Consider the following 12,329-nt stretch of genomic DNA (forward strand, 5'->3'; position numbering starts at 1 on the left):
CGGTTTTAACCATTGAAAATTAGGAATTCATAAGTACATTTGCACTCGCAAGATTCAGAAATTAAAAGACCATAAAACATATGCTTATATTTTTACTTTACTCTTTTATTGCCGTTGTATTCATACAAATTTTTTACTACTTAGGGATTTTTGGAAAGTTCGCTTTTGGTAAACCTCAAACTATTACACCAAAAAAACTTCCGGTTTCTGTCATAGTGTGCGCAAAAAACGAAGAAGAAAACGTAAAAAAATATATCCCGTTACTTGCCGAGCAAAATTATCCTGACTTTGAAATTGTTTTAATTGATGATGCATCAAGTGATGAAACACTGGAGGTTTTTGAAGAATTTGAAGAGAAATATTCAAACATCCGATTAGTTAAAGTAAAAAATAACGAAGCTTTTTGGGGAAATAAAAAATATGCTTTGACATTAGGGATCAAAGCCTCTACAAAAGAGTATTTATTATTTACGGATGCTGATTGTTATCCAACTTCAACAGAATGGATTACCACTATGACTTCACAATTCACAATGAACAAGACTATTGTTTTAGGTTATGGGGGTTATGAAAAAACAGAACGCTCATTACTGAATAAAATTATTCGTTTTGAAACCGTTCTTACAGCTGTACAATATTTTTCATGGGCGAAAATTGGACTTCCCTACATGGGAGTAGGAAGAAATTTAGCCTACAAAAAGGAAGAATTTTTTAATGTAAATGGTTTTATTGAACATATCCAAATCCGTTCCGGCGATGATGATTTGTTTGTCAACCAGGCCGCAAACAAAGCAAATACTACAATCGCATATAACCCTGAAAGTTTCACTTATTCAAAAGCAAAAGAAACTTATAAAGAATGGTTTGCCCAAAAAAGAAGACATGTAGCTACTGCAAATTATTATAAGTTTTTCGACAAAATTCAATTAGGTCTTTTTTACAGCTCACAATTATTATTCTTTTTATTAGTTATACTTTTATTAGCTTTCCAATTTCAATGGATTGCCGTGTTGGCATTATTAGCAACCAGATATACGATTGCATGGATTGTAATTGGATTTTCTGCCGGAAAATTAAAAGAAAATGATTTGAAAATTTGGTTTCCTATTATTGAAATTGCACTTGTATTTACACAAATCAATATCTTTATAACTAATCTTTTCTCAAAACCAGTAAATTGGAAATAAATTCTAAAATAGAAAAAGCAAAAGAAGGCGATCAGATCGCCTTTACTTTTCTATTAGATTTTTACTGGAACGAAGTGTACAGTTTTATGTTAAAACGTACTGAAAATGAAACGATAGCTGAAGACATTACCATTGAAACTTTCTCAAAAGCTTTCGATAAAATTGCAACTTATAACCCGGAATTTCAATTCAATACATGGTTAATCAGTATTGCAAAAAACGTCTACATTGATTTACTCCGTAAAAAGAAAACAAATCTTTTTATAGAAATCACAGACAACGAAGACCAACAGGCATACAACATTGCTGATCCTACTCCATCAGCTGAAGATGCACTGATTAAAGAGCAAAATTTATCCCGTTTGCTTTTATGCATCAAAGAATTAAAACCCCACTATCAGGAAGTCATACAGTTACGTTATTTTCAGGAAATGACATATCAGGAAATTGCATTGAAAATAAATGAGCCTTTAAGCAATGTAAAAGTAAAACTACTTCGTGCTAAAAAATTACTGGCAGAAATTATCGAACGTAACAGATAATTTACTATCTTTAGAATAAGAATAAAATATATGCAATTTTATTCTTAAAAAAACACATATTTAACATACCAGAAGTTCTTTGTTTTCGTTATTAGTCAAACTAAAACCTGTCATGCTTATGATTTAATGCTACTTAACCTTTTAAATCTAATTACTATGTCTAAATTAAGCCTTTACGAAACCAAATGGACTGATCTTGTTTTCGAGAACAAAAACAAAGAGTACGGCGCGTACCAATTACGTCAGGAGAATACCAAAACAACAATTACCGCACTTTTTACGGCGTTGTTAATAATTGCATCTATTGGAAGTATATCGATGCTTATCGGTAAATTCACAACATCATCTATTGTCACAGAAAATCTTCCTCCTCTTGATGAAATAATCAGACCAATAGATTTAGAAAAGATAGTAATTCCTGAAACAGAACAAGCCATTGCCCCACCAGCACAACAGCAACAAGCTGCTACACAAGTAACGCAGGCCAGCCAATTGGTAAACCCTGTTGTTGTTCCTACTCAGGATGCTTTGCCAGAAATTGCTCCAAACAAAGACAACATCCCCGTAGTAGATAACACTTCTGCAGGAACAGGAACCGTAGCTAATACATTGCCATCAACAGGCAATGGAAGTGGAGATGGAACTGGAACAGGCTCAGGAGCCGACAGTGGAACTGGAAGCACCATAATAAACAGTGCTATATTAGACAAAATGCCTGAATTTCCGGGCGGGATGAGCAAGTTTTACACTTACGTAGGAAACAACTTCAACAAACCTGAACTGGATGCCGAAAAAACATTAAGAGTATACGTTTCTTTTGTAATTGAAAAAGATGGCTCAATGACTGATATTACAATAAAAAGCGATCCAGGCTACGGATTAGGTAAAGAAGCTATACGTGTTTTAAAATCATTGAAAACAAAATGGACTCCCGGAATATTAGACGGTAAAGCGGTACGAACAGCATACAATCTTCCGATAACGATAAAAACAGAAATAGAATAATAATTGAAAAGGCAGAATTTAGGTTCTGCTTTTTTTATGTTTTTTATCCCTAAAATTGTTTAATATAAAAATCATTACTAAACTTAATTTATTTAATGGCTAAAAAATACATTCTTATATTTTAATTACTTTTACAATAGTATAAATTAAAGTATAATATTAAAAAAACAATAGGAATGGGAATATTTTCAGCTATTCTTGGCAACGCCGGTTCAGTAAGCCAGGAAGATTTAATTAAAAAATACGGACAACTTTTAACGGCTAATGAAGAAATTGAAATGGGTTTTAAATTAATTCGTGACACTTTTATCTTCACTAACAAGAGATTAATTTTAGTTGACGTGCAAGGCTTAACAGGCAGTAAAACTGAATACAAATCAATTTCATATAAAAGCATTACACGATTTAGCGTTGAAACTGCCGGAACTTTTGAACTTGACGCCGAATTAAAAATCTGGGTTTCAAGTGAGCAACAACCGAGTATCGTAAAACAATTTAATAAATCGGTAAATGTATATGATGTCCAAAAAGTGTTAGCACATCACGTTTTAGGTTAACTTTAAATAAAAACCCGACAAGCTTTTAAAATTTGTCGGGTTTTGTTCTAAATAAAAAAAACAATTATTTCTTTTTAGTAGTAGCTTTTTTTGTAGTTGTTTTTTTTGCGTTCGTTTTCTTAGCTACTGGCGCTGTATTATCTATTTTTTGCTGAACATACGCTTTGTACACACCATCTTTTTCAGCTCTCTTTTTTGCATCTTCCGCTCTTTGTTTTGAATCCGGATGCGAACTCATCATTTTTTCTAAAAACGATGCCTCTTTACCTTCACTCATTTTAGCCAAGATTCTAAATGCAGATTCTTCAGCATTGACATTATAGCCATTTTTTTTCATAAAATTATAGGCAAATAAATCCGCTTCGGCTTCTTGTTTACGACTGTGTTTGCTGTCAATCATCGCACTTCCAATTTTTCCTAGCTGACTATCCGTAATACTGGTAATGGTTGCAGACTGCGAAGAAACCCCATCAAGTAAAGCCTCTTTTTGATATGCGGCACGCATAGCATCTCTTGAATCATTATTGGCAACGTGACCAATTTCGTGACCAATTACAGCCAGCAATTCATTATCATCCATAATATCCATTAGTCCTGAATACACACGCACACTTCCGTCTGCTGTTGCAAATGCATTTACTTCTTTTAATTTATATACTTTATAGTTCAGAGTATAACCTTCACCTGCGGTGTGTTTGCCAAAAAGTCTGTTCAATCTTAAAGTGTACGGATCATTTAGCCCTGCAACTTCGTGTTCTGCGTCTAATTTATCCACTGCTTCTTTGGATAATTTAGCAGCATCCGCATTGGTAAGCGTAAAACTTGTTACCCCTTTTTGAAGTGCCCCCACCGCTTTTTCACCAAAATTAATTTGTGCCTGTACTTTTGTAAAGCTTAAAGAAGCGAACAGAATTCCTAAAACTATAAATTTATTTTTCATCTTTTTTAATTTAATTACAGAGCAAATATACTTAGATCTAAAAACATATACCGATTAATATTTATTTCTTTTAACCGTTAAATAATCACAAATACAGTATATTATTAAAATTAACCTCTGACATATCCCATAAAATTAACAAATTACCGATAATTAACCAATAAATTCGACAAGATAACAATTAGACAGCATCTTAACTTCTACAACTTTACGTATATTTGTAGTTCAATTTTAATGTATGGAAACCGCAATAGAAAATATACCAACCGGGAAGCCTAAATGGTTAAAAGTGAAGCTTCCTATTGGTCAAAAATATACTGAGCTTCGTGGTTTGGTAGATAAATATAGCCTAAACACTATCTGTACCTCGGGAAGTTGCCCCAATATGGGTGAGTGCTGGGGAGAGGGAACGGCAACTTTTATGATTTTAGGAAATGTGTGTACCCGTTCTTGTGGCTTTTGCGGTGTAAAAACCGGAAGACCGGAAACAGTAGACTGGGACGAACCTGAAAAAGTAGCCCGATCTATCAAAATAATGAATATTAAGCATGCGGTAATTACCAGTGTAGACAGAGATGATTTGAAAGATGGAGGTTCTATTATCTGGATAGAAACTGTAAAAGCAATCCGCAGAATGAACCCAAATACAACACTTGAAACTCTAATTCCGGATTTTCAGGGAATTGAAAGAAATCTGGACCGAATTGTAGAAGCAAATCCGGAAGTCGTTTCACACAACATGGAAACAGTCAGACGTTTGACCCGAGAAGTACGTATTCAGGCAAAATATGACCGTAGTTTAGAAGTATTACGTTATTTAAAAGAAAAAGGAATCAACAGAACAAAATCAGGAATCATGTTAGGTCTTGGTGAAACGGAAGAAGAGGTTTTTCAAACAATGACTGATTTACGCAATGCAAATGTTGACGTAGTAACTATTGGTCAATATTTACAGCCAAGTAAAAAACATTTACCTGTAAAAGAGTTCATTACTCCCGAGCAATTTGCCCGATACGAAAAATTTGGTCTTGAACTTGGATTCCGTCATGTAGAGAGTGGCCCTCTTGTTCGTTCCTCTTACAAAGCACAAAAACATATATTATAAAAAGTTCACCCCGGTTAATCAATAATTTGTTTTAACCGATTAAGCAAATCAATAATAAAAATTTGAAAACCAGAATTGCTATAAATGGCTTTGGGAGAATCGGCAGAAATTTATTTCGATTACTTTTAAACCATCCTGAAATTGAAGTTGTTGCAATTAATGATATTGCTGACAACAAAACTATGTCACATTTGATAAAATATGACAGCATCCACGGGGTTTTGCCTTTTGCAGTATCTCATGATGAAAAAAGCATAATTGTCAATGAAAAACATTATTTGTTCTTTCATGAAAAGAAGATTTCAAATTTAGACTGGAAAAGTCACAATATTGATTTTGTAATTGAATCAACAGGGAAACACAAAACCCACGAGGAGCTAAATGCACATATTGAAGCCGGGGCAAAAAAGGTGATTCTTTCTGCTCCATCAGAGGTTGACACAATTAAAACTGTTGTTTTAGGAGTAAATGAGAAGATTTTAGACGGGAGTGAAAAAATTGTTTCGAATGCAAGCTGTACCACAAACAATGCTGCTCCAATGATAAAAATAATTGATGAATTGTGTGGTATTGAACAGGCTTATATTACAACAATTCATTCATATACTACCGATCAAAGTTTACACGATCAGCCGCATAAAGATTTAAGAAGAGCGAGAGGAGCCAGCCAGTCGATTGTTCCAACAACAACCGGAGCAGCTAAAGCACTCACAAAAATCTTCCCTAATCTGCATCAAAAAATTGGAGGCTGCGGTATTCGTGTTCCGGTGCCGGATGGGTCTTTAACAGATATTACGTTCAATGTAAAACGTGCCGTTACTATTGAAGAAATTAATGATGCTTTTCAAAATGCATCAAAAACATATTTAAAAAACATATTAGATTACACAGAAGATCCAATCGTATCCGTGGATATAATAGGCAATACAAATTCATGCTTATTTGACTCTCAGCTAACTTCTGTCATTGATAAAATGGTAAAAGTGGTGGGCTGGTACGATAATGAGATAGGCTATTCATCAAGGCTTATCGATTTAATTTTGCTGATGAAAAAAACATAAGATTCCATTATAAAAAGTATTGCATTATGAAATACCTTTTTATTATTATCAGTTTTTTTTCCACATTTTTGTATTCGCACAATAAAACGAATACAAATAATATTTTGTATGGCAACCAATTAAATATCTCCAACAAAAAAGCCGTCGATGTTATTGATAAATCGAATTTTAGAAACTCTTATGAATATTTGAATTTCCAGAAAGCGATGTCTTTAAAATCTCTGAAAAAGTACGATTTAGCTTCCAAAACGCTAAAAGAAATAATCCGACGTCCGGACAATTCCACAAATTCAGCAATCAAATCAGAGTCGTGCTATCAACTTGGACTAATAGAAACACACTTAAAAAGAAACGACTCTGCTATTTTTTATTTGAATAAGGCCCTCGAATCGAATGCTAAAACTCAAAATTTAAAACAAAAAGCCAATATCATATTAGCAATAAGCCAGTATTATAAAAGTAATAAGCAATACGAACCGGCTTACAGCTATCTGAATGAATATCATCAAATTGAGCATAATATTTTAAAAATACAAAACAGCAAATCCAATTCTGACAAATACAAAAAAATCAATGAAAATCATCTTTTAAATGAAGAAAGAAGAAAAAGTGAAGAAAAAGCTCAGATCAAAACCTATCGATATTCAAAATTAATCAGCATTTTAGCTATAGCACTTATTTCTATTCTCTCTTTATTAAGCCTGGCTCTTTACAAAAACAATGTTATCCGAAACCAGAATAATTTAGTTTTAAGAGAAAAAAACAAAGAACTTATTTTAGCAAAAAATAAAGCAGAAGAAGCTTCAAAAGCAAGATCAGAGTTTTTATCCACAGTGAGCCATGAACTCCGGACTCCATTAAATGCAATTAACGGGATTGCGCATTTATTGCTTGAAGAAAATCCAAAAGAATCTCAATTAAAATATTTGGATTCATTGAAATTCTCAGGGAATTACCTGACTACATTTATCAATGAAATACTTGAAATCAACAAAATTGACTCAAGTAAAATTGAAATAGAAAAAATTAGCTTTGACTTAAAAGCTTTACTTAACAACATTCAGAATTCATTAAAAGAATTAGCAGCCGCAAACAACAATGATTTCTTACTGAAAATAGATGATGCTATTCCGGATAATTTAATTGGCGATACAACAAAGCTTTCACAAATAATCCTAAACTTAATCAATAATGCATTAAAGTTTACTCAAAACGGAAAAGTTACAGTAATTGCTAAACTGCATGCACTGGAAAATGAAAAAGCAACGGTTTATTTTGAAATAACGGATACCGGAATCGGGATTCCAAAAGACAAGCAGAAAAAAGTTTTTGAAAGTTTTTCACAAGGTTCTGTAGAAGTAAATCGCAAATATGGCGGAACAGGCTTAGGGCTTACCATTGTTAAAAAACTCATTCACCTTTTAGGGGGCAAAATTCATTTAGAAAGTGAAGTGGGTAAAGGCTCTACATTTAATTTTAAATTAAACTTTGATATCAGCAAAAGCCCATCAGAAAAAATTCAGGAGATAAAGCATTACAATGATGACCAGTTAAAAAACAAACTCATTTTATTGATTGAGGACAATAAAATCAATCAGATGATTACCCGAAAAATGCTTGAAAACAAATCTATACGCTGTGAAATACTTGATAATGGTGAAGAAGCAATCGAATTATTAAAAACAAAAAGTTTTGATTTAATCTTAATGGATGTCCATTTGCCGGGTATAAACGGTACAACAGCTACACAACTCATTCGGGAATTTAATAACACAACGCCAATCATTGCCCTTACCGCTATATCGCTGGACGAAAACAGAGAACAACTTTTATCTTTCGGAATGAATGATGTAATTACAAAACCTTTTGTTCCTGATATATTTTACAATACTATTGCTCAATTTTTCGATTAAGAATCACCTTTCACATACTCTAAAATAGTGGTATCAAAATTTTGCTTATGACTGATGAATGAAATTTTTATTGGTAAATAATATAATTTCGAAATCCCCCGGGCATCTTTTAAACGAACGTAATCTTTTTCCGTTGTAATGATTTTTTTATTTTGAGCTTTATTCTGAATGTTATTTAAATCTGTTTCAGAAAAATGATGATGATCCGGAAAAGTCAGACATTCATCATTTTCATTCTTTAAATAATCATAAAAAGGTTTTGGCTTAGCAATTCCTGCCAAAAGCAGTTTTGTTTCAGATATAATTTCGTTTACAGCAATTTTTTCTTCTTCATTATAAACCGCATCATCATAATCTATAAAAGTAAAATAAATTTGCTGCGAACAGTTTAATTTTAATTTTAAACGGATTTCTTCCTGCTTTTCATCAGAAAGGTTTTTCGGGCATTTTGTAACCACAACAATATTCGCTCTATCAGCTCCACTCCTGCTCTCACGCAAATTCCCTGTCGGAAGCATAAAGTCATCCGCATACAAATCGTCGAATGCAGTTAGCAAAATATAAAAACCGGCTTTTACTTTTCTGTGCTGGTAAGCATCATCCAGTAAAATAATTTCAGGCCTATTCTTTTGTGAAAGTAATTGCTTGATTCCATTGGTTCTGTTTGCATCAACCGCAACCTGAATATTTGGGAATTTTTGATAAAACTGAAAAGGTTCGTCCCCTAAAATTTCAGCGTTTGAAGTCAGATCAGCCAAAACAAAACCTTCAGATTTACGCTTGTAACCACGGCTTAAAGTAGCAATTTTATATTTATCCGATAATAGTCTGATAAGATATTCTATCTGAGGTGTTTTTCCGGTTCCGCCCACACTTAAATTACCAACCGCAATAACCGGAATATCAAATGAAGTTGATTTCAGGATTCTTTTGTCAAAAAGAAAATTACGAATTGAAGTAATAAATCCGTATAAAATGGCAAACGGGAAAAGTATTTTTCGAATTAAGTTCATTTTACGAAAGTATAATTTTTTTCGTTAATTTGTTTCAGGTTTAGGTTTCAACAAAAAACTAAAAAATGAAAATCAAAAACATAATAGACATACTCGAAGAAATGGCTCCCTTAGCCTATGCAGAAGATTTTGACAATGTCGGACTTCTTGTTGGTGATGATGAAACAGAAAGTACCGGTGTTTTGGTCTGCCACGATGCTTTAGAAAACGTAATCGAAGAAGCCATTGCCAAAAACTGTAATCTGGTCGTTTGTTTTCATCCGATATTATTCTCCGGAATCAAAAAAATCACAGGCAAAAACTATGTAGAACGTGCCATTTTAAAGGCTATAAAAAATGATATTACTATTTATGCCGTTCATACCGCTTTAGACAATCATTCGCAGGGGGTAAACAAAATATTTTGTGATGCTTTAAGCTTAGCGAATACAAAGGTTTTGATTCCGAAGCAAAATTTCATTCAAAAATTAGTGACTTATACAGTTCCGGAAAATGCACAAAAAGTACGTCAGGCTTTATTTGACGCTGGTGCCGGAACGATTGGTAATTATGAAAATTGCAGCTTTAATTCTAATGGAACCGGAACTTACAAAGGTAATTCTGAAAGCAATCCGGTAATTGGGGCGCGCCATGAACTTACAGAAACTGAAGAAACAAAAATTGAAGTTACTTTTGAAAAACATTTGCAATCCACGATTTTAAAAGCCCTTTTTGCAAATCATATTTATGAAGAAGTAGCTTATGAAATTTATAATTTACAAAATTCACATCAAAATATCGGCTTGGGAATGATTGGTGAACTTGAATCTGAAATGGATGAGAAAGATTTTCTTCACTTCGTAAAAGATAAAATGATTGCCAATGGAATCCGACATTCAGCCTTCACAGGAAAGAAAATAAAGAAAATTGCCGTTTTGGGAGGGTCAGGAAGTTTTGCAATTAAAAATGCAATTCAGGCCGGGGCAGATGCTTTTTTGACAGCCGATTTAAAATACCATCAGTTTTATGAAGCTGAAAATCGATTACTTTTAGCCGATATTGGTCATTTTGAGAGCGAACGGTATACAAAAAATTATATTGTTGATTATCTTAGGAAAAAAATCCTTAATTTTGCAATCATTTTATCAGAAGAAAATACAAATCCAGTTAAGTACTTATAAAATATGGCGAATACGAAAGAATTAAGTGTTGAGGACAAGTTAAGAGCAATATACGATTTACAGCTTATTGACTCGAGAATTGACGAAATCAGAAACGTAAGAGGAGAACTTCCTTTAGAAGTGGAAGATCTAGAAGATGAAGTTGCAGGTTTGAGCACTCGTTCAGAGAAATTGAAAGGTGAACTTGAAGTGGTTGAAGAACAAATCAAAGCAAAGAAAATTGCTATTGAAGAACACAAAGAGGTTATCAAAAAATACACAAAACAACAAGAATCAGTTCGCAATAACAGAGAATTTAATTCTTTGACCAAAGAAGTTGAATTTCAGGAATTAGAAATTCAGTTAGCTGAAAAGCAAATCAAAGAAATGAAAGCTTCTATCGAACATAAAAAAGAAGTTATTTCTAATTTAAAAGAAAAGTTAGAAGCTAAAAGTTCGCATCTAAAACATAAAAAATCTGAATTAGATGCAATCATGGCTGAAACTCAAAAAGAAGAAATTTTCTTAACTGAAAAATCTGCTGAGTATGCTGAACAAATCGAAGAAAGATTATTAGCTGCTTACAACAGAATCAGAAGTAGTGTTCGTAATGGTTTAGCGGTAGTTTCTATTGAAAGAGGCGCTTCTGCAGGATCATTCTTCACGATTCCGCCACAAACTCAGGTAGAAATTGCCTCAAGAAAGAAAATTATCACCGATGAGCATTCAGGAAGAATCTTAGTTGACAGCGCACTTGCTGATGAAGAGAGAGAAAAAATGGAACAATTGTTCGCTAAAATCTAAATAAATTGTCCCGATCAACATCGGGACTTTTTTTTACAATAAATTCACTGGTTTTGGGACTTAAAAAAGGAATTCGTTTTATTACATTAAAATCGGTTGGACAATACATCAACTTCCTCAGTTATGTCCGCCCACAAAAAGCCGTTGAGCTTTCATATGCACTTTTCAGTCAGCCTCGAGATGGAAGGTTACTAAAAGAAAAACTACCTAAAATTCTAAGAAACACAGATACAGAAACGTTTCACCATAACGAACACCATTTTCAAACTTATATCTGGAAAGGAAATGAAACCAAAATACTTCTGGTTCACGGTTGGGAAAGCAATTCATCACGCTGGAAGAAAACACTTCCGCATCTTCAAAAATCTGGAAGTACCATTATAGCCCTTGATGCCCCGGCACACGGACAAAGCAGCGGTAAAGAATTTAATGTTCCGCTTTATGCCGAATTCATCAATAAAGCAGTAGAAAAATACCAACCGAATATTATTATTGGGCATTCTATTGGCGGTGCAGCATGCGTGTACCATCAACATTTGTTTCCAAATACCAGTATAAACAAAATGGTAATTCTGGGAGCTCCATCAGATTTAAAAACACTAATTGACAATTATGTATCGATGCTCAGTTTAAATAACAAGATGTTTTCACTTCTGGAAAATCGTTTTTTGACGCATTTCAATTTTAAGTTTGAAGATTTTTCCGGGCAAAAATTCGCTTCAGGATTTAATATTCCCGGATTAATTGCTCATGATACTACAGACAAAATTGTAGCTTTTGAAGAGGGAAAAAAAATCGCCAGCAACTGGAAAAACAGTCAGTTTATCGAGACCAAAGGTTTGGGTCATGGCATGCACAATGACGAATTGTACCAGAAAGTGATTGAGTTTTTGTTTGAAGCGAAATAATAGGCTTTTTTGCCGATACCTTTCCCGCTTTCCACTATATTCCCGATGAAAAACTACGGTAAAAAGCCTTGTTTTTAAAATTGGGTGATACCGCTCCAATAGGGCTAAAGAGCAGCAATTTTAATTTTTGGGCATCATTTGTCTTTATCTAATTT

Annotated in this window: 12 protein-coding genes; 10 read left to right on the top strand and 2 right to left on the bottom strand. The window is 33.4% G+C overall.

Translation table 11 applies throughout. The features are described 5' to 3' along the window. The first annotated feature begins 80 nt into the window (after positions 1–80). The 4 genes from GXM16_RS07900 (at position 81) to GXM16_RS07915 (ending at position 3,291) form a co-directional block, all read left to right on the top strand. Positions 81–1,187 carry a glycosyltransferase gene (locus GXM16_RS07900; RefSeq protein ID WP_163393858.1) on the top strand — a complete coding sequence of 369 codons (1,107 nt, stop codon included), beginning with the start codon at positions 81–83 and terminating at the stop codon, positions 1,185–1,187. Further along, positions 1,178–1,729: an RNA polymerase sigma factor gene (locus GXM16_RS07905; protein ID WP_163393859.1), complete on the top strand. Its 552-nt coding sequence runs from the start codon at positions 1,178–1,180 to the stop codon at positions 1,727–1,729. The genes GXM16_RS07900 and GXM16_RS07905 overlap by 10 nt, the downstream gene beginning before the upstream one ends. A 156-nt stretch (positions 1,730–1,885) precedes the next feature. Then, on the top strand, positions 1,886–2,734 hold the full coding sequence (locus GXM16_RS07910; RefSeq protein ID WP_163393860.1) for an energy transducer TonB: 849 nt from the start codon (positions 1,886–1,888) through the stop codon (positions 2,732–2,734). Between the two features lie 176 nt (positions 2,735–2,910). Then, on the top strand, positions 2,911–3,291 hold the full coding sequence (locus tag GXM16_RS07915) for a PH domain-containing protein (RefSeq protein ID WP_163393861.1): 381 nt from the start codon (positions 2,911–2,913) through the stop codon (positions 3,289–3,291). Between the two features lie 64 nt (positions 3,292–3,355). Here the strand turns inward: GXM16_RS07915 and GXM16_RS07920 are convergent, their stop codons facing one another. Further along, complete coding sequence (locus GXM16_RS07920; protein WP_163393862.1) at positions 3,356–4,231, bottom strand: M48 family metalloprotease; 876 nt, start codon at positions 4,229–4,231, stop codon at positions 3,356–3,358. A gap of 238 nt (positions 4,232–4,469) precedes the next feature. Here GXM16_RS07920 and lipA point away from each other — a divergent pair, with 238 nt between their 5' ends. The 3 genes from lipA to GXM16_RS07935 all read left to right on the top strand — a co-directional run bounded on the left by lipA (position 4,470) and on the right by GXM16_RS07935 (position 8,310). After that, complete coding sequence (lipA, locus tag GXM16_RS07925) at positions 4,470–5,336, top strand: lipoyl synthase (protein ID WP_163393863.1); 867 nt, start codon at positions 4,470–4,472, stop codon at positions 5,334–5,336. Between the two features lie 62 nt (positions 5,337–5,398). Next, the gene (gene gap, locus GXM16_RS07930; RefSeq protein WP_163393864.1) at positions 5,399–6,397 is read left to right on the top strand and encodes a type I glyceraldehyde-3-phosphate dehydrogenase; all 999 of its coding nucleotides are present in this window, start codon (positions 5,399–5,401) and stop codon (positions 6,395–6,397) included. A gap of 26 nt (positions 6,398–6,423) precedes the next feature. Further along, complete coding sequence (locus GXM16_RS07935) at positions 6,424–8,310, top strand: ATP-binding protein (RefSeq protein ID WP_163393865.1); 1,887 nt, start codon at positions 6,424–6,426, stop codon at positions 8,308–8,310. On the opposite strand, the gene lpxK is transcribed toward GXM16_RS07935, so the two are convergent. Further along, positions 8,307–9,323, bottom strand: coding sequence for a tetraacyldisaccharide 4'-kinase (lpxK, locus tag GXM16_RS07940; RefSeq protein WP_163393866.1), 1,017 nt, complete (start codon positions 9,321–9,323; stop codon positions 8,307–8,309). The genes GXM16_RS07935 and lpxK overlap by 4 nt on opposite strands. Before the next feature lie 65 nt (positions 9,324–9,388). Between lpxK and GXM16_RS07945 the strand changes: the two genes are divergently transcribed. The 3 genes from GXM16_RS07945 to GXM16_RS07955 are packed head-to-tail and all read left to right on the top strand — an operon-like array spanning position 9,389 to position 12,174. After that, a complete protein-coding gene (locus GXM16_RS07945; RefSeq protein ID WP_163393867.1) occupies positions 9,389–10,483 on the top strand; it encodes a Nif3-like dinuclear metal center hexameric protein in 1,095 nt (364 codons plus the stop codon). Between the two features lie 3 nt (positions 10,484–10,486). Beyond that, positions 10,487–11,266, top strand: coding sequence for a zinc ribbon domain-containing protein (locus tag GXM16_RS07950; RefSeq protein ID WP_163393868.1), 780 nt, complete (start codon positions 10,487–10,489; stop codon positions 11,264–11,266). Between the two features lie 53 nt (positions 11,267–11,319). Then, the gene (locus GXM16_RS07955) at positions 11,320–12,174 is read left to right on the top strand and encodes an alpha/beta hydrolase (RefSeq protein ID WP_163394124.1); all 855 of its coding nucleotides are present in this window, start codon (positions 11,320–11,322) and stop codon (positions 12,172–12,174) included. Positions 12,175–12,329: the final 155 nt, after the last annotated feature.

This window comes from Flavobacterium limi, from assembly GCF_010645075.1.
GTDB classification, from domain to species: Bacteria; Bacteroidota; Bacteroidia; order Flavobacteriales; family Flavobacteriaceae; genus Flavobacterium; species Flavobacterium limi.

Excerpts from the sequence above, each read along its gene's own strand:
- GXM16_RS07915 (WP_163393861.1), top strand. The coding sequence starts at position 2,911 with ATGGGAATATTTTCAGCTATTCTTGGCAACGCCGGTTCAGTAAGCCAG.
- GXM16_RS07945 (WP_163393867.1), top strand. The coding sequence starts at position 9,389 with ATGAAAATCAAAAACATAATAGACATACTCGAAGAAATGGCTCCCTTA.
- GXM16_RS07900 (WP_163393858.1), top strand. The coding sequence starts at position 81 with ATGCTTATATTTTTACTTTACTCTTTTATTGCCGTTGTATTCATACAA.
- GXM16_RS07910 (WP_163393860.1), top strand. The coding sequence starts at position 1,886 with ATGTCTAAATTAAGCCTTTACGAAACCAAATGGACTGATCTTGTTTTC.
- lpxK (WP_163393866.1), bottom strand. The coding sequence starts at position 9,323 with ATGAACTTAATTCGAAAAATACTTTTCCCGTTTGCCATTTTATACGGA.
- GXM16_RS07920 (WP_163393862.1), bottom strand. The coding sequence starts at position 4,231 with ATGAAAAATAAATTTATAGTTTTAGGAATTCTGTTCGCTTCTTTAAGC.
- GXM16_RS07950 (WP_163393868.1), top strand. The coding sequence starts at position 10,487 with ATGGCGAATACGAAAGAATTAAGTGTTGAGGACAAGTTAAGAGCAATA.
- lipA (WP_163393863.1), top strand. The coding sequence starts at position 4,470 with ATGGAAACCGCAATAGAAAATATACCAACCGGGAAGCCTAAATGGTTA.
- GXM16_RS07935 (WP_163393865.1), top strand. The coding sequence starts at position 6,424 with ATGAAATACCTTTTTATTATTATCAGTTTTTTTTCCACATTTTTGTAT.